The 18,725-nt window shown below is 73.4% G+C and carries 21 protein-coding genes; 12 read left to right on the top strand and 9 right to left on the bottom strand.

Features of this window, described 5'->3' with window-relative positions; all coding sequences use genetic code 11:
- Positions 1–22 precede the first annotated feature (22 nt).
- Complete coding sequence (locus ACZ4UV_RS39185; RefSeq protein ID WP_467844605.1) at positions 23–1,972, top strand: right-handed parallel beta-helix repeat-containing protein; 1,950 nt, start codon at positions 23–25, stop codon at positions 1,970–1,972.
- 19 nt (positions 1,973–1,991) lie between these two features.
- On the opposite strand, the gene ACZ4UV_RS39190 is transcribed toward ACZ4UV_RS39185, so the two are convergent.
- Positions 1,992–2,966, bottom strand: coding sequence for an alpha/beta hydrolase (locus ACZ4UV_RS39190; protein ID WP_467844608.1), 975 nt, complete (start codon positions 2,964–2,966; stop codon positions 1,992–1,994).
- A gap of 292 nt (positions 2,967–3,258) precedes the next feature.
- Here ACZ4UV_RS39190 and ACZ4UV_RS39195 point away from each other — a divergent pair, with 292 nt between their 5' ends.
- Positions 3,259–4,140, top strand: coding sequence for an LLM class F420-dependent oxidoreductase (locus ACZ4UV_RS39195; protein ID WP_451019182.1), 882 nt, complete (start codon positions 3,259–3,261; stop codon positions 4,138–4,140).
- Positions 4,141–4,226: 86 nt separating this feature from the next.
- On the opposite strand, the gene ACZ4UV_RS39200 is transcribed toward ACZ4UV_RS39195, so the two are convergent.
- A complete protein-coding gene (locus tag ACZ4UV_RS39200; RefSeq protein WP_451019183.1) occupies positions 4,227–4,784 on the bottom strand; it encodes an NAD(P)H-dependent oxidoreductase in 558 nt (185 codons plus the stop codon).
- A gap of 99 nt (positions 4,785–4,883) precedes the next feature.
- On the opposite strand from ACZ4UV_RS39200, the gene ACZ4UV_RS39205 reads away from it, so the two are divergent.
- The gene (locus tag ACZ4UV_RS39205; RefSeq protein WP_451019184.1) at positions 4,884–5,564 is read left to right on the top strand and encodes a TetR/AcrR family transcriptional regulator; all 681 of its coding nucleotides are present in this window, start codon (positions 4,884–4,886) and stop codon (positions 5,562–5,564) included.
- On the opposite strand, the gene ACZ4UV_RS39210 is transcribed toward ACZ4UV_RS39205, so the two are convergent.
- The gene (locus tag ACZ4UV_RS39210) at positions 5,539–6,705 is read right to left on the bottom strand and encodes an FAD-dependent oxidoreductase (protein ID WP_451019185.1); all 1,167 of its coding nucleotides are present in this window, start codon (positions 6,703–6,705) and stop codon (positions 5,539–5,541) included. The two genes, ACZ4UV_RS39205 and ACZ4UV_RS39210, sit on opposite strands and share 26 nt — an antisense overlap.
- A gap of 9 nt (positions 6,706–6,714) precedes the next feature.
- On the bottom strand, positions 6,715–7,386 hold the full coding sequence (locus ACZ4UV_RS39215; RefSeq protein WP_451019186.1) for a TetR/AcrR family transcriptional regulator: 672 nt from the start codon (positions 7,384–7,386) through the stop codon (positions 6,715–6,717).
- 158 nt (positions 7,387–7,544) lie between these two features.
- Here ACZ4UV_RS39215 and ACZ4UV_RS39220 point away from each other — a divergent pair, with 158 nt between their 5' ends.
- Positions 7,545–8,591 (top strand): LacI family DNA-binding transcriptional regulator, encoded by a 1,047-nt coding sequence (locus ACZ4UV_RS39220; RefSeq protein WP_451019187.1) that lies wholly within the window; start codon positions 7,545–7,547, stop codon positions 8,589–8,591.
- 180 nt (positions 8,592–8,771) lie between these two features.
- Here ACZ4UV_RS39220 and trxA read toward each other — a convergent pair whose 3' ends face one another.
- Positions 8,772–9,152: a thioredoxin gene (gene trxA / locus ACZ4UV_RS39225; RefSeq protein ID WP_451019188.1), complete on the bottom strand. Its 381-nt coding sequence runs from the start codon at positions 9,150–9,152 to the stop codon at positions 8,772–8,774.
- Positions 9,153–9,288: 136 nt separating this feature from the next.
- Here trxA and ACZ4UV_RS39230 point away from each other — a divergent pair, with 136 nt between their 5' ends.
- A complete protein-coding gene (locus ACZ4UV_RS39230; protein WP_467844614.1) occupies positions 9,289–10,716 on the top strand; it encodes a dihydrolipoyl dehydrogenase family protein in 1,428 nt (475 codons plus the stop codon).
- Between the two features lie 147 nt (positions 10,717–10,863).
- On the opposite strand, the gene ACZ4UV_RS39235 is transcribed toward ACZ4UV_RS39230, so the two are convergent.
- Complete coding sequence (locus ACZ4UV_RS39235; RefSeq protein WP_467844617.1) at positions 10,864–11,508, bottom strand: peptide deformylase; 645 nt, start codon at positions 11,506–11,508, stop codon at positions 10,864–10,866.
- A gap of 122 nt (positions 11,509–11,630) precedes the next feature.
- On the opposite strand from ACZ4UV_RS39235, the gene ACZ4UV_RS39240 reads away from it, so the two are divergent.
- From ACZ4UV_RS39240 to ACZ4UV_RS39250, 3 genes are read left to right on the top strand one after another with little or no spacing between them, the layout of a single operon-like run.
- Positions 11,631–13,079: a PepSY-associated TM helix domain-containing protein gene (locus ACZ4UV_RS39240; RefSeq protein ID WP_467844815.1), complete on the top strand. Its 1,449-nt coding sequence runs from the start codon at positions 11,631–11,633 to the stop codon at positions 13,077–13,079.
- A gap of 60 nt (positions 13,080–13,139) precedes the next feature.
- Positions 13,140–13,556, top strand: a complete 417-nt coding sequence (locus ACZ4UV_RS39245; protein WP_390041536.1) for a BlaI/MecI/CopY family transcriptional regulator — start codon at positions 13,140–13,142, stop codon at positions 13,554–13,556.
- Positions 13,557–13,562: 6 nt separating this feature from the next.
- Positions 13,563–14,483 (top strand): M56 family metallopeptidase, encoded by a 921-nt coding sequence (locus ACZ4UV_RS39250; RefSeq protein ID WP_467844620.1) that lies wholly within the window; start codon positions 13,563–13,565, stop codon positions 14,481–14,483.
- A gap of 87 nt (positions 14,484–14,570) precedes the next feature.
- Here the strand turns inward: ACZ4UV_RS39250 and ACZ4UV_RS39255 are convergent, their stop codons facing one another.
- Positions 14,571–14,930 (bottom strand): tetratricopeptide repeat protein, encoded by a 360-nt coding sequence (locus ACZ4UV_RS39255; RefSeq protein ID WP_390041540.1) that lies wholly within the window; start codon positions 14,928–14,930, stop codon positions 14,571–14,573.
- A gap of 138 nt (positions 14,931–15,068) precedes the next feature.
- Here ACZ4UV_RS39255 and ACZ4UV_RS39260 point away from each other — a divergent pair, with 138 nt between their 5' ends.
- Entirely contained in the window at positions 15,069–15,413 is a 345-nt protein-coding gene (locus tag ACZ4UV_RS39260) for a DUF6343 family protein (protein ID WP_451022969.1), read from the top strand.
- Between the two features lie 91 nt (positions 15,414–15,504).
- Here the strand turns inward: ACZ4UV_RS39260 and ACZ4UV_RS39265 are convergent, their stop codons facing one another.
- Positions 15,505–15,777: a hypothetical protein gene (locus ACZ4UV_RS39265; protein WP_451022968.1), complete on the bottom strand. Its 273-nt coding sequence runs from the start codon at positions 15,775–15,777 to the stop codon at positions 15,505–15,507.
- Between the two features lie 132 nt (positions 15,778–15,909).
- On the opposite strand from ACZ4UV_RS39265, the gene ACZ4UV_RS39270 reads away from it, so the two are divergent.
- Positions 15,910–16,482 carry a dihydrofolate reductase family protein gene (locus tag ACZ4UV_RS39270; protein ID WP_390041546.1) on the top strand — a complete coding sequence of 191 codons (573 nt, stop codon included), beginning with the start codon at positions 15,910–15,912 and terminating at the stop codon, positions 16,480–16,482.
- Between the two features lie 39 nt (positions 16,483–16,521).
- Here ACZ4UV_RS39270 and ACZ4UV_RS39275 read toward each other — a convergent pair whose 3' ends face one another.
- The gene (locus ACZ4UV_RS39275) at positions 16,522–17,304 is read right to left on the bottom strand and encodes an Fpg/Nei family DNA glycosylase (RefSeq protein ID WP_451022967.1); all 783 of its coding nucleotides are present in this window, start codon (positions 17,302–17,304) and stop codon (positions 16,522–16,524) included.
- A gap of 188 nt (positions 17,305–17,492) precedes the next feature.
- Between ACZ4UV_RS39275 and ACZ4UV_RS39280 the strand changes: the two genes are divergently transcribed.
- Both ACZ4UV_RS39280 and ACZ4UV_RS39285 read left to right on the top strand, forming a co-directional pair.
- Positions 17,493–17,693 carry a hypothetical protein gene (locus ACZ4UV_RS39280; RefSeq protein ID WP_390041550.1) on the top strand — a complete coding sequence of 67 codons (201 nt, stop codon included), beginning with the start codon at positions 17,493–17,495 and terminating at the stop codon, positions 17,691–17,693.
- Positions 17,694–17,833: 140 nt separating this feature from the next.
- Entirely contained in the window at positions 17,834–18,691 is an 858-nt protein-coding gene (locus ACZ4UV_RS39285; protein ID WP_351495566.1) for a chitosanase, read from the top strand.
- The last annotated feature ends 34 nt before the right edge of the window (positions 18,692–18,725 follow it).

Here is an 18,725-nt window from a genome sequence, read left to right on the forward strand (position 1 = left end):
CGACGAGCGGGAGGTACGAGACGTGAGGACAGCACGGGGGAGTGCGGCCGCCGCCCTGGCCGTGGCGGCCGCACTGGCATCGACGGCCGGCGCACCGGCGCCGCACCACCACCCATCACCCACCCGGCTCTACGTGGCCCCGTGGGGCGACGACCACGGGCCCGGCACCCTCGACCGCCCCTTCGCCACCCCGGCCCGCGCCCAGCGCGCGGTGCGGGCCATCGCCCCGCGCATGACCTCCGACGTCACGGTGAACCTGCGCGGCGGCACCTACCGCCTCACCTCCCCCGTCCGCCTGACCCCCGCCGACTCCGGCAGGCACGGCCACCGGGTGGTCTACCAGGCGTACGGCTACGGAACCGCACACCAGGAACCGGTCACCCTCAGCGGCGGCCGGCAGGTCACCGGCTGGCGCCCCGACCCCGGCCGGCCCGGGGTCTGGCGGGCCGACGTGGGCGGGCTGGAGACCCGCCAGCTGTACGTCGACGGCCACCGGGCCCCCCGCGCCTCCCTCGGCGGACCCCTGCCCGGAAAACTCATCCCGACCGCCACCGGCTACACCACGACCAGCAGGATCCCCCTCTCCTGGCACCACCCCGCCGGCCTCGAAGTCGTCTACCGCTACGACTACGTGGAAGGCCGTTGCGGCGTGAAGGCCGTCTCCGCGACCGCCTCCACCCCCGCCAGGACCGTGATCACCATGGACCAGCCCTGCTGGCGGCTGGCCCGGGCCCTCTACGGCGCGGCCGCACTCGCCCGGTCCCACGACGTCGAGAACGCCCCCGACTTCCTCACCCGGGCCGGAACCTGGTACCTGGACCGCTCCCGCCCAAGCCACCACACTCTCCTCTACCGCCCGCGCGTGGGCGAGGACATGACCCGCACCGAGGTCATCGCCCCCACCCTCCAGACACTGCTCAGCGGCACCGGAAGCTCCGCCGCCCACCCGCTCCACGACCTCACCCTGCGCGGCCTGACCTTCGCCCACGCCACCTGGCTGGCACCGGACGAACCGGCCGGTTTCGCCGCCGCCTGGAGCATGTACATGCGCCCGGGCCGGGGCGGCGACATCACCGCCCTCACGGTCCCGGGCAACGTCACCTTCCGGCACAGCGACCGCATCACCCTCGCCGGCAACCGCTTCGTCCACCTGGGCGCCCAGGGTCTGACCCTCACCGCCGGCACCTCGCACACCACGGTCACCGGCAACGTCTTCACGGACATCTCCGACGGCGGCCTCTCCCTGGGCGTCCTGCCCCCGGCCACCCGCGGCACGAACACGGGCAACCGCATCGCGGACAACTGGATCCACCGCATCGGCACCGAGTACCGCGCCGCCTCCGCCCTCTGGAACAGCGCCACCCAGGACACCCTCATCGCCCACAACCAGGTCGACCACGTCCCCTACACCGGCATCCTCTCCGGCCCCAGCGAGGACCTGCGCGGCCTGACCCGCCGCAACCGCATCATCGGCAACCGGGTCTTCGCCACCAACCGCCTGCTCGCCGACGGCGGCGGCATCTACCTGCGCGGCGACCAGGGCCCCTCCTACGCCGACGGCGCCCTGGTCGCCCGCAACGCCGTCACCGACAGCCCGGGCGCCGTCTGGAACGTCGGCATCTACACCGACGACTCCAGCAACCGCATCACCGTCCGCGACAACGTCGTCCACGACTACGTCGCCTCCATAGGCGGCTGCAGCGAGAACTGGGGTGACCGCCCCGTCCGCAACATCCGCTACACCGGCAACTACTGGGACGACAAGGTCCCCACCTGGCTCGCCCGCCGCCCCTACCCGGGAGCCTGGCCCCCCGCCCCCGACTGCGGCGACCCCCAGCACCTCCACTTCACGTCCAACACCCTCCTGACCCCGACCGCCCCCTGCCCCGCCCACCCGGCCTGCACCACCATCACCGCCACCGCGGGCCCACGCCCGCCGTACCGCAGGGGGCTGGGCCTGGGCCCGCGCTGACCGCGGGTCCGGCAGGCTCTCAGCGCGCCAGCACCCGCCGCAGCCAGTCCACATGGGCCGCCCTGGCCGACTGGGACAGGGCGGCCTGTGGGGCGAAGCCGTCGAAGCCGTGGAAGCCGCCGGGCCAGACGTGGAGTTCGGCGATACCGCCGGACTGCCAGATGCGGGAGGCGTAGGTGACGGTCTCGTCGCGGAAGGTCTCGGCGGAGCCGACGTCGAGGAAGGCCGGGGGGAGGTTCGTGAGGTCGGTGGCGCGGGCCGGGGCCGCGTAGGGGGAGACGTCGGGACCGGCCCGGTGCTCGCCCAGCAGGGCGGTCCAGCCGGTCTCGTTGGACGTGTGGTCCCAGACGCCGAGGCCCTTCATCTGGTGGCTGGAGGGGGTGTCGTTGCGGTCGTCGAGCATCGGGCACATCAGCATCTGGCCGATCACGGACGGACCCTGACGGTCCCTCAGGAGGAGGGCCAGGGCCGCGGTGAGGCCGCCGCCCGCGCTGGCGCCGGCGATCACGATCCGTTCCGGGTCGCCGCCGATCTCCTTCGCGTGCTCCGCGGTCCACAGCAGGCCCGCGTACACGTCCTCCACCGGCGCCGGATGCGGATGCTCGGGCGCCAGCCGGTACTCCACCGACACCACGACCGCGCCCAGCTCCTTCGCCCAGGCCAGCGGGACGTCCACGCCCACCCGGTTGTTGCCGAGCACCATGCCGCCGCCGTGCACGTGGTAGATCACCGGGAGCGGACCGGCGGCGGCCGGGGCGACCGGGCGGCAGATCAGGAGCGAGATCTCGGGGGCGTCCGCCGGGCCGGGGACCGTGCGGTCCTCCACCTCGAACGTGCCCTCCATCGTGAGGTCCAGCTCGGCGAGGAGCCGTATCCCCGCGCCCTGCCGGATCTCGGCGATGTCCGCCATCGTGAACGACGGCGAGATCATGTCCTTGATCAGCTCCAGGGCGGCGGAGAGTTCGGGGTCGAACGGGGGCGGTACGGCGGTCATGGCGGCTCCTCGCTGTGGTGTCCTGCGGCTCGTGTGCCCATGATCCGGGCGGCCGTGCGCCTCCCGGGGGCCGCCGGACGGCGGAAGCTCCCCGCCATCCGGCGGGTGCCTGTCCGGAAACGTGTCCGGACACGCCGGGCCGCCGGCGCCGGGGCTTGACTTCGAGCGCGCTCCAGGACCTAGCGTCGAGGAGGCGGACGACGATCAGTGCGGAACACCGGCGCGGTACGCCGGCGCGGAACACCAGTGTGGAACACCAGTGTGGAACATCAGGGCGGAACGGAGAACGGTCATGCGCGTGGGCGTGCACATCAACCGGTTCAACCACCCCGGCGGCGGACCCGCCCTCGGCGCCGAACTCGCCGCCGCCGGGGCCGCGGCCGAGGCCGCGGGCGTCAGCTGGGTCTCGGTGATGGACCACTACTTCCAGATGGAGTTCAACGGCGGCGCCGAGGATCCCATGCTGGAGGCCTACACCACCCTCGGCTACCTCGCCGGCCGCACCTCCACGGTGCGGCTCGGCGCCCTGGTGACCGGGGTGACGTACCGGCACCCCGGACTCCTCGCCAAGATCGCCACCACCCTCGACGTGGTGTCGGGCGGCCGGGCCACCCTCGGCATCGGCGCCGCCTGGTACGACCGTGAGCACCACGGACTCGGCGTGCCCTACCCTCCGCTCGCGGAGCGCTTCGAGCGGCTGGAGGAGACGCTCAGGATCTGCCTGCAGATGTGGGACCCGGAGAACAACGGCCCCTTCGAGGGCAGGCACTACAAGCTCGCCGAGACGCTCTGCGTCCCCGCTCCGGTGAGCACCCCGCACCCCGAGATCATGATCGGCGGCCAGGGCGAGAAGAAGACCCTGCGCCTGGTCGCCCAGTACGCCGACGCCTGCAACCTCATCCCGTCCTCCGCGGAGGAGCTGAGGCACAAGCTGGAGGTGCTGCGCGGCCACTGCGACACCGTCGGGAGGGACTACGACACCATCCGCAAGACCATCGCGTACGGCGCCGAACCGGCCACCACGGGCGACCTGGACGCCTTCACCCGTGACATCGAGGGCTACGCCAAGCTCGGCCTCGACACCGTCATCCTCTCCCCGCGCCTGGGTGAGACCTCGGGATGGATGGAGACCTTCGCCGCCCCGGCCGTCCAGCGGCTCGCCGGGATCGAGTGACCGGGAGCGGGACCTGAGCGGGAGCGGACCTGAAAGACGCGCAAGGGGCCGGCGAGTGCCGGCCCCTTTCCGGGCGTGGGGGTGCCTCAGGCGGCCACGCCCACGTTGCCGTGCAGGCGGGCGACGACCTCGGTCAGCTGGGCGGCGACCTCGGTGTCGTCGGCCGGGTGGGTCTCGGCGAAGCGGGTCACCGAACCGGGGATCGACAGCTTGATGTCCTCGATCACCTTGCCGCCGGCGATGCCCACGGCCTTGCGGGTCTCGTCCTGCGCCCACACGCCGCCGTACTGGCCGAAGGCGGTACCGATGACGGCGACCGGCTTGCCGCCGAAGGCGCCGGCACCGTACGGGCGGGACAGCCAGTCGATGGCGTTCTTCAGGACGGCCGGGATGGTGCCGTTGTACTCGGGGGAGAAGAGCAGGAACGCGTCGGCGGCCTGGGCGGCCTCGCGCAGCTTCGCGGCGGCGGCCGGGACGTTGCCCGCGACGTCGATGTCCTCGTTGTAGAACGGGATGTCGGCCAGGCCCTCGAAGACCTCGACCACGGCACCCTCGGGGGCGAGCTTGACGGCCGCCTCGGCGAGCTGGCGGTTGTGCGAACCGGCGCGAAGGCTGCCGACGAGCGCAAGGATGCGGACAGACATGGGAACTCCAGGGGGGTGAAACACTGCCGTTACGAATCCGGACCGAGGTCCGCTTAATTTCTAACACCCTAACCGGACCTCGGTCCAGTTCTGTTCCCGATGCTTTACGCTGTCTTCATGTCCAGCGTCCTGCCGCCCCTCCCGCAGCCCCAGGAGCCCTTCGACGCGCCGCAGTTGCTCGAAGTCGGACCCGCTCCCGAAGAGCCGTGCCTGCGTGCCGACGCGGCCCGCAACCGTGCCCGGCTGCTGGAGGCCGCCGCCCGGCTGATCGCCGAGCACGGGGTGGCCGGCGTGACCATGGAGGCGGTGGCCGCGGCGGCCGAGGTGGGCAAGGGCACGGTCTTCCGTCGCTTCGGCGACCGCACCGGACTGCTGATGGCGCTGCTCGACCACTCCTCGCGGCAGCTCCAGGCGGACTTCCTGGGCGGGCCGCCGCCCCTCGGCCCCGGCGCCCCGCCGGTCGAGCGGCTGCGGGCGTTCGGCGTCGCGGTGCTCTACCGCTCGGCCGAGCAACTGGACCTCCAGCTGGCCGCCCAGCCCGAACCCACCCGGCGCTACGCCAATCCGCCGATCCAGGCGCTGCGTACCCACGTCATGATGCTGCTGCGGCAGATCGAGCCGGGCGCCGACTGCGAACTGCTCGCCCAGACGCTGCTCGCCTATCTCGATCCCGCCCAGATCCACCATCTGACCAGGCAGTGCGGGATGCCGATGGAGCGCCTGGAGGCCGGCTGGACCGACCTGGTCGACCGCGTCACGCGGACGGCGCGGCCCCGCTGACGTCCGGCCCGGTGGCGGTGAACATGTCGACCAGGCCCTGCGGTGCGTCGGCGCGGAACAGCAGGGCGCCGCTCGCCGCGGAGTCCGCGGCGGACCGCTCGGCACGCGTGAACATCTTCTCCTCGTAGGCGGCCACGGCGGCCTCCGTGTCGCCGCGGTGTGCGATGAGCGCGAGGGCGAGGTCGGCGCCGTCGATGAGCGCCAGGTTGGCACCCTCGCCGGCGAACGGCGACATCAGGTGCGCCGCGTCACCGAGCAGAGTGACTCCGGGTGCCCGGTCCCAGCGGTGGCCGACCGGCAGGGCGTGGATCCGCCGCGGCACCAGCGGGCCCTCGGCGTCCGCGACCAGCGCCCGCAGGCTCTTGTCCCAGTCGCCGAAGTGGTCGAGCACGGCCCGCTTCGCCGCCTCGGCGTCGGTGAAGTCGATCCCGTCCAGCCAGTCCTCGGGCGCCTCCAGTGCCGTGTACACGTGCAGGCTGCCGTCGCTCTCCCGGTGGCCGAGGAAACCCCGGCCCGCGCCGAGCGCGAACAGCATGCCCCCGCCGACCACTTCGGCGCTCACCGGATGCCGTACGTCCGCGTCCGGCAGGTCCACCTCCACGAACGAGACCCCGGTGTACGCGGGCCGTGCGTCCGAGACCAGGGGCCGCACCCGGGACCACGCGCCGTCCGCGCCGACCAGCAGATCGGTCGTGACGGAGCCGCCGTCCGCGAACGTCACCTCGTGCCGCCCGCCACCGAGCGGGCGGGCGCCGGTGACCTTCGCGCCCCAGCGGATCACGCCCTCCGGCAGAGAGCCGGTCAGCAGCCCGCGCAGATCGCCCCGGTCGATCTCCGGCCGCCCGCCGGCGCCGTCGTCGGGGATGTCCAGCAGGACCCGGGCGTCCCTGTCCAGGACCCGGGTCGCCTGGCCGCCCGCGTGGACGCGCGTCAGGAACGTGTCGTACAGCCCGGCCGCGCGCAGCGCCACCTGGCCGGAGTCGTCGTGGATGTCGAGCATGCCGCCCTGGGTGCGGGCCGCGGCCGAGGCGTCGAGGTCGAAGACGGCCGCCTCGACGCCGTGCACCCGCAGCACCCTGGCGAGCGTGAGCCCGCCGAGACCGGCACCGACGATCGCGACGGGGTGGTGGGCAGTGGACATGAGGAGCTCCTAGTCTCGGGGTTCTGGTACGGCGGTGTGCTCGATGCCGTTGATCAGGGCCTGGAACGCCCAGGACACGCGGGCCTCGGGCGCGCCCGACAGGAGCACCCCGGAGGCGGCGGCGATGTGCGGGTGGGTACGGTCCGACACCTGGCTCAGCGCCCGGCCGAGGGCGTCCCAGTCCTCCCGGGACGCCTCGCCCGCGTGCTCGGCGGCGGTCGCGGTGGCGCGTTGGAGCAGCAGGTCGACGCCCCAGGCGGCCCGTTCGCGCGGTACCCCGCCCTCGTCGAGCAGGCCCAGCAGGGTCTCGATCAGGTCCAGGTAGTGCGGGCCGCTCGGCCACGCGGTCAGCGCGGAGCGGGCGAGGCTCGGGTACTCCAGGAGCATCTGCGTGTACGCGATGAGCACCCGCTCCAGTCGCTCCCGCCAGCCGCCCTCCGCCGGGGCCGGGCCGACGGAGCCGAGCAGCTCGTCCAGGACCGCCGCGTGCAGTTCGGCGGTGTTGCGGACGTAGACGTACAGCGAGGCCGGCCCGGTGTCGAGCTCCTGGGCCAGACGCCGCATGGTGACCTTCTGCAGGCCTTCGGCGCGCAGGATCTCCACGGCGGCGGCGACGATGCCCTCCCTGGTCAGGGCGGGCTTGGCGGGACGCTCCCGGCGGGAGCGGGGAGTTGCTGGCATGCGTCGACCATAACGAACAAGTTCGTTGCGAACAAGTTCGTGACGAACATGTTCGTCCCATGGCGGGGTGGCTCCTCGGCGGGATGAGCGAGGGCCCAATTCGTCGAACCGTCAACCACCTTGCCCCGCCGGTCCCCCCTTGCCGGGCTTCTGCCAAGATGCCGTACGTCATGGTGCAGATCCCGAAACCGACCTCGGCAGCGTCGCCGGTCCCGCGCTCGGTCCCCACGAGCGCCGATGTGGCCCGCCTGGCCGGCGTCTCCCGTGCGACCGTCTCCTACGTCCTCAACAACACCAGTGCCGTCCGGATCAGCGAGCCCACCCGCCGCCGGGTCCACGAGGCCGCGAAGGAACTCGGGTACGTCCCGCACGCGGCCGCCCGCAGCCTGCGCGCCGGACATAGCCGGATGGTCCTGATGCCCGCCCCGGCCATCGCGGTGGGCCCGCTCTACGGGCAGTTCATCAACGACCTCCAGTGGGCCCTCAGCCGCCTCGACTACACGGTCGTCCAGTTCGGCACCGCGGGCCTCCGCGGAGACGAAGCCGCGCGCGCCTGGGCCGAGTTGAGGCCGGTGGCCGTGCTGGTCCCCGGCTCCGAACTCGGCTCCGAGGGCGTCGCGGTCCTCAAGCGGGCCGGCGCCCGCGCCGTGGTCACCTTCGGCCCCGAACGCGTCGAGGGCGCCCACGCCCTGCTGATGGACCACGACGCCGTCGGCCACTGCGCCGGACGCCACCTGTACGCCCGCGGCCGGCGCCGGATCGGCGTGGTCGTTCCCGAGGAGGCGGGGCTGGAGACCTTCTCCCGGCCCCGCCTCGAAGGTGTGCGCCAGGCGCTGCGTGGCACCGACGCCGAGGTGACCGGGGTGCCGCTCGGCTACACGGAACAGTCGGCGGCCGAACTTGCCGCACGCTGGCCGGAGTTGGGGCTCGACGCGGTGTTCGCGTACAACGACGAGTACGCGATGCTGTTCATGCGCGCCCTCCAGGACGAGGGCGTGCGCATCCCCGAGGACACCGCGGTGCTCGGCGCCGACGACCTGATGCTCGGCCGGCTGCTGCGGCCCCGGCTCTCCACGATCCACATCGACCTGCCCTCCGGCCGCGAGCTCGCCGAACTGGTCGACCGCGTGGTGCGCGACCCCGGCGGCGAACCGGAGACGCACCGGGTGCTCGGCGCCTCCGTGGTGCAGCGCGAGTCCAGCTGATCCCGACCGGCGCCCCCACAGCGGCGGCCGGACCGTGAACGACGCGACGACCGGACCGTGGACGACGATCCGTGGGACCCTTCTCCGGCGCAGCCGCCGCCTCGGGCACCCGTGCCCTGGTTCGGCGGCGCGCCCCGCCTCCCGGTGACCGTCAGCAGCCGTGACCCGGCCTGCCGGGTCTCACTGGCCCTGCGCACCGCCCTGCTGTGCGGCGATGCTCTTGCGGACCTCGTCCATGTCCAGCTTGCGGGCCTGGCCGATGACGTCCGTCAGGGCGGCCTCCGGCAGGGCACCCGGCTGGGCGAAGACGGCGACCTGGTCGCGGACGATCATCAGGGTCGGGATCGACTGGATACCGAAGGCCTGCGCCAGCTCCGGCTGCGCCTCGGTGTCCACCTTGCCGAAGACCAGGTCGGGGTTGTCCTGCGCGGCCTTCTCGTAGACCGGCGCGAACATCCGGCACGGGCCGCACCAGGACGCCCAGAAGTCGATGAGGACGAACTCGTTCTCGGTGACCGTCTGGTCGAAGTTCTCCTTGGTGAGCTCCACGGTGCTGCTCATGCGTGCTTCCCTCTTCCTGACGTGGGGGGCGCCCCGGGGCGGGGCGGAACCGCTCGCGACAACATGTCCGGCCGGGCGGGTATTCCGGCTGCCTACCCGTGTGGCCTCCGCGCACACCACCCGCAAGACTGGCCCCATGACGGAAACGGAATCCATCGCTTACGACGTCGTGGTGCTCGGGGCCGGGCCCGTGGGGGAGAACGTGGCCGACCGCACCCGTGCGGCCGGCCTCACCACCGCGGTCGTGGAGAGCGAACTCGTCGGCGGCGAATGCTCGTACTGGGCCTGCATGCCCAGCAAGGCCCTGCTGCGCCCGGTCATCGCCCAGGCGGACGCCCGCCGCCTGCCCGGGCTCGCCCAGGCGGTCCAGGGCCCCCTCGACACCCCCGCGGTCCTCGCCCGCCGCAACTACTTCGCCTCGGACTGGAAGGACGACGGCCAGGTCGCCTGGCTCGACGGCATCAGCGCCGACCTCTATCGCGGCCACGGCCGCCTCGCCGGACCCCGCACGGTCACCGTGACCGGCCCCGACGGCACCCTCACCACCCTCACCGCCCGGCACGCGGTGGCCGTCGCCACCGGCACCCGCGCCCAGCTGCCCGACCTGCCCGGCCTCGCCGAAGTGAAGCCCTGGACCAGCCGCGAGGCCACCAGCGCCCAGGAGGCGCCCGGCCGGCTGATCGTCGTCGGCGGCGGTGTGGTCGCCACCGAGATGGCGACCGCCTGGCAGGCCCTCGGCTCCCGGGTCACCCTCCTGGTCCGGGGCAAGGGCCTGCTCAACCGCATGGAGCCGTTCGCCGGCGAGCTCGTCGCCGACGCGCTCGAGGAGGCCGGCGTCGACGTCCGCACCGGTACGTCGGTCCGGTCGGTCACCCGCGAGAACGGCACGGTCGTGGCCGTGACCGACAGGGGCGACCGCATCGAGGCCGACGAGATCCTGTTCGCCACCGGGCGCGTCCCGCACACGGACGACATCGGCCTCGACACGGTCGGTCTGGAGCCGGGGTCCTGGCTGTCGGTGGACGACACCCTCCTGGTCGAGGGCACCGACTGGCTGTACGGCGTCGGGGACGTGAACCACCGGGCGCTCCTCACCCACCAGGGCAAGTACCAGGCCCGCATCGCGGGCGCGGCGATCGCGGCGCGTGTCGCGGACACGCCGCTCCTGGACGCACCGTGGGGCGCGCACGTGGCCACCGCCGACCAGCACGCCGTACCGCAGGTCGTCTTCACCGACCCGGAGGCGGCGGCCGTCGGACTCTCCCTCGCCGAGGCGGAGCAGGCGGGTCACCGGGTGCGGGCGGTCGACGTCGAGTTCTCCTCCGTCGCCGGGGCCGGGCTGTACGCCGACGGCTACAAGGGGCGCGCCCGGATGGTCGTCGACCTGGATACGGAGACCCTGCGCGGAGTCACTTTCGTGGGGCCGGGGGTGGGTGAGCTGATCCACTCGGCGACGATCGCCGTGGCCGGAGAGGTGCCGATCGGCCGGCTGTGGCATGCGGTGCCGTCTTATCCGACGTTGAGTGAGGTGTGGTTGCGGCTGCTTGAGGCGTACCGGGGGTAGGCCTCAAGGAGGAGACGGGGCGTGTGGGTTGTCTGCGGGCCGGTGGGGGCTGGTCGCGCAGTTCCTCCCCCAGCCTTCGGCCGGGGGTACCCCCAGTGCCCCGTTCGGGGCGCTGACGAGCACCGCGCCTCGCGAAGCGCTGTCGCCTCACGGCAGTTCGAAACCCAGGGCCTCGGCGGCCGTCGCCGGGGTCGGCTGGGTCCAGCGCTCCGTCATGGCGGCGTTGGAGGACAGTGAGCGCAGCTCCGCCCGGTCCAGGTAGAGCATGCCGTCGAGGTGGTCGGTCTCGTGCTGGACGATGCGGGCCGGCCACCCCGTGAACACCTCGTCGAGCGGGTGCCCGTGCTCGTCCGCGCCGGTCAGCCGGACGCTCGCGGGCCGGGCCACCACCGCCTGCCAGCCCGGCACGCTCAGGCAGCCCTCGAAGAACGCGGCGCGGGCGGTGCCGACGGGCTCGTAGACCGGGTTGACCAGTACCCGGAACGGCTGCGGGACCCGGCCCCGGGCCGCCGCGATCTCCTCGGGCACCGGCGCCGGGTCCTCGATGACCGCGATGCGGAGCGGGACGCCGACCTGGGGCGCGGCGAGGCCCACGCCCGGTGCCGCGTGCATGGTGACGCGCAGTGCCTCGACGAAGCGGGCCAGCAGGGCCGGGGCCAACTGGCCGTCGTACCGCTCGGTTCCGCGCCGCAGCACCGGGTCGCCGGCCGCGACGATGGGCAACGGGCCGCCGGGGGCGAGGAGTTCCTCGATCCGGTCGGCAAGGGATGCGCGAGCACTGGGAGATGCCATCGGGCCAGCATGCCATGGCGAGGGGTGTGACTCAGGTCACTTCGACTGTGGGGAACTCCGCTCGGGAGCGGTCCGACTACTGGACCGTCCCCGCTCCGCACCAGTCCCCGGAGAAGCCCTCGATGCCCATCACCCCTTCGACCTCCCCCCATCTCGGCTCAGCTCGATCGGGGGGACCCCCATCGGACGAGGCCCCGCAACCCGCCGCCCCCGCCGCGTCGCCGAGCCGCTGGGCCCCGCTGCGCCCCCTCGTCCTGCGCCTGCACTTCTACGCCGGCGTCCTGGTCGCCCCCTTCCTGCTCGTCGCCGCCGCCACCGGCCTGCTGTACGCCTTCTCCTTCCAGGCCGAGAAGCTGGTGTACGCCCATGAGCTGACCGTCCCCGTCGGCGGGACCGAGCTGCCGCTCTCCGAACAGGTCGCCGCCGCCCGCAAGGCCCACCCCGAGGGCACGGTCTCCGCGGTACGGCCGTCGCCGGAGGCGGGCGCGACCACCAGGGTGCTGCTGTCGGGAGCCAAGGGTGTCAACCCGGACCACACCCTCGCGGTGTTCGTCGACCCGTACACCGGCAAGGTGCGCGGCGCGCTGGAACAGTACGGCTCGACGGGCGCGCTGCCCCTGCGCACCTGGATCGACGAACTCCACCGCGACCTCCACCTCGGCGACACCGGGCGGCTCTACAGCGAGTTCGCCGCGAGCTGGCTGTGGGTGATCGCGGGCGGCGGCCTGGTGCTGTGGTTCGCCCGGAGGCGGGCGCTGCGCAAGGTGCGCGGCACCAGCGGGCGGCGCCGCACGCTGGGCCTGCACGGCACCGTCGGCGTCTGGGCCGCCGCCGGGTTCGTCTTCCTCTCGGCGACCGGCCTGACCTGGTCCACGTACGCCGGCGCCAACATCGACGAGCTGCGCACCTCGCTCGGCCAGGCCACCCCGTCCGTGTCGGCGGCCGCGAGCGGCGGCGAGCACGCGGGTCACGGCACGGCGGCCGGGACGGGCGGTGACGCCGAGCACGGCGTCGGTCTGGACAAGGTGCTCGCGGCCGCCCGCGCCGAGGGACTCGGGGACCCCGTCGAGATCGTCCCGCCCGCCGACGCGAACAGCGCCTACGTGGTGCGGCAGGTCCAGCGCAGCTGGCCCGAGAAGCAGGACTCCGTCGCCGTGGACCCGGGCGCCGGCGAGGTGACCGACGTCCTGCGCTTCGCCGACTACCCGGTTCTCGCCAAACTGACCCGCTGGGGCATCGACCTGCACACCGGCATCCTCTTCGGCCTGGTCAACCAGCTCGCCCTCGCCCTGCTCGCGGTCGCGCTGATCCTGCTGATCCTCTGGGGCTACCGCATGTGGTGGCAGCGCGGTCGCGGCTCCGCCTTCGGCCGGCCGATCCCGCGCGGGGCCTGGGCGGAGGTCCCGCCGTACCTCCTCGTCCCGGCGATGGCGGTGGTCGCGGTCCTCGGCTGGTTCGTGCCGCTGCTCGGGATCCCGCTGGCCGCCTTCCTCGCCGTGGACATCGTGCTCGGCGAGATCGCGCACCGTCGCGGCCGGCGGACGTACGGAGGCAGGGCCGGCGTGAAGTAGCGTGGTCAGACACGCTGGTGAGCGTGTCACCACACGCCGACGCCGGAGGGAGACGGGACCATGGCGCGGGCCCGGCGGGGGCAGGGGGAGCTGGAGGGGCAGGTGCTGGGCGCGCTGCGCGAGGCCGGCGGTCCCGTCACCGCCGCCTGGGTGCAGGAGCGGCTCGGCGGCGACCTCGCGTACACCACCGTCGTGACCATCCTGACCCGGCTGCTCGCCAAGGACGTCGTCGCCCGGGAACGGCAGGGCCGCGCCTTCCTGTGGACGCCCACCGCCGACGTGGCCCGGCTCGCCGCCCTGCGGATGCGCCGGCTCCTCGACGGCGAACGGGACCGCGAGGCGGTGCTCGCCAGCTTCGTCACCGCCCTGCCGCCCGGTGACGAGCAGGTGCTGCGGGCCCTGCTGGAGGCCGCCGGGCCGGGCCCGGTGAACACCCGGAACGTCCCGCCCGCGGACCACGGCGGTACGGAAGACTGACCGTCCATGGGGGTCTTCGTCTTCCTGCCGCTGGTCCTGCCGCTGACCGCGTGGCCCGTCGCCCGGCTGGCCGAGGGGCGGCTGCATCCGCGCACCGCCACCCGGCTGCTGACCGCGGTGGCCGTGGTCATGGCCGGGTGCAGCACGCTCTGCCTCGCCCTGCTGATGGTGGTCGGCACCGCCCAGCTCCCGGGCAACCCCCTCCCGGACGGCTGGTCCGACCCGGAGGTACGGGCCGCCGTCCCGCACGACGAGATCGCCGGCCGCGCCACCATCCCCGCCCTCGCCGCGGTCACGGTCCTGTGCGGCCGCACCCTCCACCGGCACGGCCGGGTCACCCGGCAGGCCCGCCGGGCGCTCACCGCACTGCCCGGCCGGGCGGTCGCCGTGCTGCCCGACAGCACGCCCTACGCCTACGCGCTCCCCGAGCGGATCGTCGTCACCTCCGCGCTCCTGGACGGCCTCGCCCCGGGCGAACGCCGGGCCCTGTTCGCCCACGAGCGCGCCCACCTCGCCGCCCGGCACCACCGGCACCTGCTCGCCGTCCACCTGGCGGCACGCGCCAACCCCTTCCTGCGGCCCCTGCGCACCGCCGTCCGCTACACGGCCGAGCGCTGGGCGGACGAGGAGGCGGCCCGCTCGGTGGGGGACCGGCGCACCGTCGCGCGGGCCATCGGCAAGGCGGCGCTGCTGTCCGCGGGCACCCCGGCGCCGACGCTGGCCGCGCTGGCCGCCGCCGGTGCGGTGCCGCGCCGGGTCGCCGCCCTGCTCGGCCCCGCCCCGGTGGCCCGCACCTGGCCCTCCGCGTTCACCGCGGCCGGCCTCGCCGTCTGGGGCGCCGCCGCGGGCACCCTCGTCTCGTCGATGTCCTCGGCGAACTCGGCGGTGACGCTGTTCCTGATCCTGCGCGCGGCGGCGCCACTGTGACCGCCGCGTGAACGACGGCGAAGCGCCCCGACGACGGCGAAGAGGGGCCCCCGGCCGTGCCGGGGGCCCCTCTTCATCAGCCGCTGCTCACTTCTCCGGGAAGTCCCCGGCCAGCGCCGAGGCGATCCGCAGATGCGGCTCCGCCTCCTCGTGCCGGGCCTGCCGCTGGAGCGTACGGCCCAGCATCAGCCGGGCGTAGTGCTCGACCGGGTCGCGCTCGACGATCTCGCGCAACTCGGCCTCCGCGCGGCGCAGTTGGGCCGAGTGGTAGTAGGCGCGCGCCAGCAGCAGCCGCGGTCCGGTCTGCTCCGGCGCCTCCTCGACCAGCCCGGCGAGTACCCGCGCGGCGCCCGCGTAGTCCTTGGCGTCGAAGAACAGCTGGGCCCGGGCCCAGCGCTCGGCGGCGGTTCCCTGGTCGTAGTACGTCGTCTCGTACGTCGTGTCCACTCGTGACCTCCTTCGAGGCCGACAACGGACCGAGGTGGTTGAATATTCCACCAACTCTGTGGAGGGGCTGGTTTGGCGGTGCCGGTGCGGGCAACGCGACTGGGGACGGATGTCCGACCGCCCGGGAAGGGGGGAGCCGTGGACCACGAACTTCCCGACCGCGAGCGCGAGCAGGTCCGGCCGGTGCCGCGGGAGCGCTCCGCCGCGCCCGGCGGCCTCCGCCCGCGGTCCGGCACCGAACCGGTCACCGCCCGCAGCCCGGTGCGTCTGCGCCGGCTGCTGAGCGGCGTCTTCCTGCCTCTGTTCGCCGCGGCGGCCGTCCTGTTCGCCGTCTGGGCCGCCCGCTCCGGAGCCGGTGACAGCCCCGGCCGCGGCGCTCTGTTCACCCTCGCCGCGGTCTGTGCGGCCCTCGCCGTGGCGGCGGCCGTGGACCTGCTGGTCGTGGCCCGCGGCCTGCGCCGGGAGCGTGCCGGCTCCCGGTGAGGTCAGGCCCCGGCGGCGGGTCCAGTGGAGCGGCCGGGCGCGGTACGGGTGCTGCCCGCACGCGGGCCGCGGTGATGGACCGCGCCGCCGGTCATGGCGGCCAGGCCCGGCAGAAGATCAGCGCCAGCGCGAGACCGGCACAGAAGATCGCCAGCGGGCCGAGCGTGGCGATGTGGTGGTCGAGCACGGACGCGGTGTAGCCGGGTCCGCCGGACAGGTTGCCGGCGATCGCCAGAGCGGTGAAGGCGGTGACGGTCGCCGCGAGCAGAAGCAGTCCGAGGAAGAGCTCACAGTCATCTCCTCGGGTCCCCAGGAAATGGTCCTGCCCGGTCGAGTACCTGCGGTACGGCGCTTTACACGGCATCGCCGGGCACCGGTGCGGCTGCCATGGTCTCCAGCCGACAAGCTGAATTTTCTTGACAATATTAGTTGTCGGTTGGAGGCTGGGAGGGACCGCGGACGACCGCGGCGGATCCCAGGCGGCGAGGAAACCCCGATGCGTACCCTGATCAGCACTGCCTTCATCTCCCTCGACGGTGTCGTCGAGGGTCCCGGCGGCGAGCCCGGCTACCGGAACTCCGGGTGGACCTTCAAGGGCGTCGAGTTCGTCCCCGAGGCGTTCGAGATCAAGGAGCGGGAACAGAAGGAGTCGACGGCGATCCTGATGGGGCGGGCCAGCTACGAGGCGTTCAGTCCGGTGTGGCCGGACATGGCGGAGTTCGCGCACTACAGGACGGTGCCGAAGTACGTCGTCTCCACCACCCTCACCGAGGGCGACCTGGTGTCCAACTGGGGGGAGACCACGATCCTGCGCTCGCTCGACGAGGTCGCCGCCCTCAAGGAGACCGAGGGCGGCCCCGTCATCGTCCACGGCAGCGCCTCGCTCAACCACGCCCTGTCCGATGCGGGCCTGATCGACCGCTACCACCTGCTCGTCTACCCGCTGCTGCTCGGCGCGGGCAAGCGGCTGTTCAGCGCCTCGGACAAGGACACCCAGCACCTGAAGCTGGTCGAGCACGAGGTCTACGCGAACGGCGTGCAGAAGAACGTCTTCGACGTCGTCCGCTGAGCCGTGCCGTGCCGCGCCGCCGTCAGCCGCGTGGTCGCGTCAGTGCTGGCAGGCCGGGCACCAGACCGTGCGGCGGCCGGAGACGCGGCGGGAGCGCAGCGGGGTGCCGCAGCGCGGGCAGCTCGGTTCGGTGTCGTCGCGGTGGCCGGTGAGCCAGTTGCGGCGGGGTGGTACGCGGGCGGCCCGGCAGGAGGTGGCGAGCACCCGTCGCATCGCCGTGAACACGTGGCGGGCCTCGGCCTCGTCGAGATCGCGCGCCGGCCGCCCCGGGGCGACCCGGGCCCGCCACAGGATCTCGTCGCAGAGCAGGTTGCCGAGTCCGGCGACGGCGGACTGGTCCATCAACAGGCCCTTGACGGCGCCCCGCCGCCCGGCGAGCAACGCCAGGAAGTCCCCGCGGTCGATGTCGAGGGCGTCGGGTCCCAGGCCGGCCAGCATGTGCTCCACCGCGTCGGGCCCGTCGGCCAGTCGGACGCCCTGGAGCTTGCGCTGGTCGCGGTAGCGCAGCTGCCGTTCGCCGTCGAGCGTGAGGACGACCCGGTCGTGCCGGTCCAGGGGGTCGTCGGCCGAGGCCGGTATCAGCTCGCCCGTCATGCCGAAGTGCCACACCAGGGCCGGGCCGTCGCCGACCGGTGCGACCAGCAGCTTGCCGTGGCGGTGCGGCCGGCCCAGTCGCCGGCCCTCGACCTCGCGCCGCAGCCGCCGTGCGCCGACACCGCGCAGGACTCCCGCGTCCCGCACGTCGACACGCCGGACGCGGTGCCCCCGGCCGCAGGAGTCCAGCACCTCGCGGAAACCCTCGACGTCCGGCAGCTCCGGCATGGTTCCTCCCGGGGGCGGTCTCGGCGCACCCACCGCATCCCGGGTAGCCGCGTTCGCCCCGGCCAACCATCGCGCGGAGCGGCAGCCGGAGGTGGGTGCCGCCGCCCCTCCATGCGTCGTTCGAGGGCGCGGCCCGCCGCATGATCCGTGTCCCTCGGGGGCATCCGGACACTATGGAAGGCGCGCCTGTGATCGTGCAGCCGCCGGGCCCCGACGGCGGCCGGCGGGTCACCATCCGCGGGGAGTACGTCGGCATGGCGTACCACCTGCTCGACATCGTCGAGTTCCTGCGTCGCGCGGGCCTGCCCGAGGCCAGTACGACGGTCGACGACCCCGAGCTGATCGAGTGGCGCGGCATCGGCCCGAAGGCCTGGACCGCCACCGGCTGACCCGCGTCGGCCGCACCGGACCGCACCGGCGGACTTGTTCGACCCTACGAACTTTTCGCGTGACGGGTACACATCAGTGGGTTCGACTGATAGGAAACCTTCCTATCGGTGAAGTCCCCAACCCCCCACGGGAGCCCGCTGTGAGGAATCCGAACGACACCACCCCGACGAACCCCGTCCTGACCTCCCGCCGCACCCTGCTCGCCCTGCTCGGAGCGTCCGCCGTCGGCGCCGGAGCCGTGCTGCTGCGCCCGGCGCACGCCTCCGCCGCCGCGCCGGCCGCGAGCTGCGTGGGCCTCGACGACCCGGCGAAGAAGGAGATCGCCATGAAGCTGGTGTCGAGCGCGGAGAACTCCTCGCTCGACTGGAAGGCGCAGTACAAGTACATCGAGGACATCGGCGACGGCCGCGGCTACACCGCCGGGATCATCGGCTTCTGCTCCGGCACCGGCGACATGCTCGACCTCGTCCAGCTCTACACCGACCGCAAGCCCGGCAACGTGCTCGCCAAGTACCTCCCCGCCCTGCGCCGGGTCAACGGCACCGACTCGCACAGCGGTCTCGACCCGAACTTCCCGGCGGACTGGCGCAAGGCGGCCCAGGACACCGCCTTCCAGCAGGCGCAGAACGACGAACGCGACCGCGTGTACTTCAACCCGGCCGTGCAGCAGGGCAAGACGGACGGCCTGGGCACGCTGGGGCAGTTCACCTACTACGACGCCATCGTCATGCACGGCGACGGCGACGACGCCACCAGCTTCCGCAACATACGCAAGCGCGCCCTCGGTCACGCCAAGCCGCCGGCGCAGGGCGGCAACGAGAAGACGTACCTCAACGCCTTCCTCGACGCCCGGGTGTGGGCCATGAAGCAGGAGGAGGCGCACAGCGACACCACCAGGGTCGACACCGAGCAGCGGGTCTTCCTGAACAAGGGCAACCTGTGCCTGAACACCCCGCTGGACTGGAAGGTGTACGGCGACAGCTATCACATCGGCTGACACCCCCGGGCTGTCGTACCGCACCCCCATGCGG

The sequence above is a fragment of the Streptomyces sp. NPDC028289 genome, assembly GCF_055565975.1.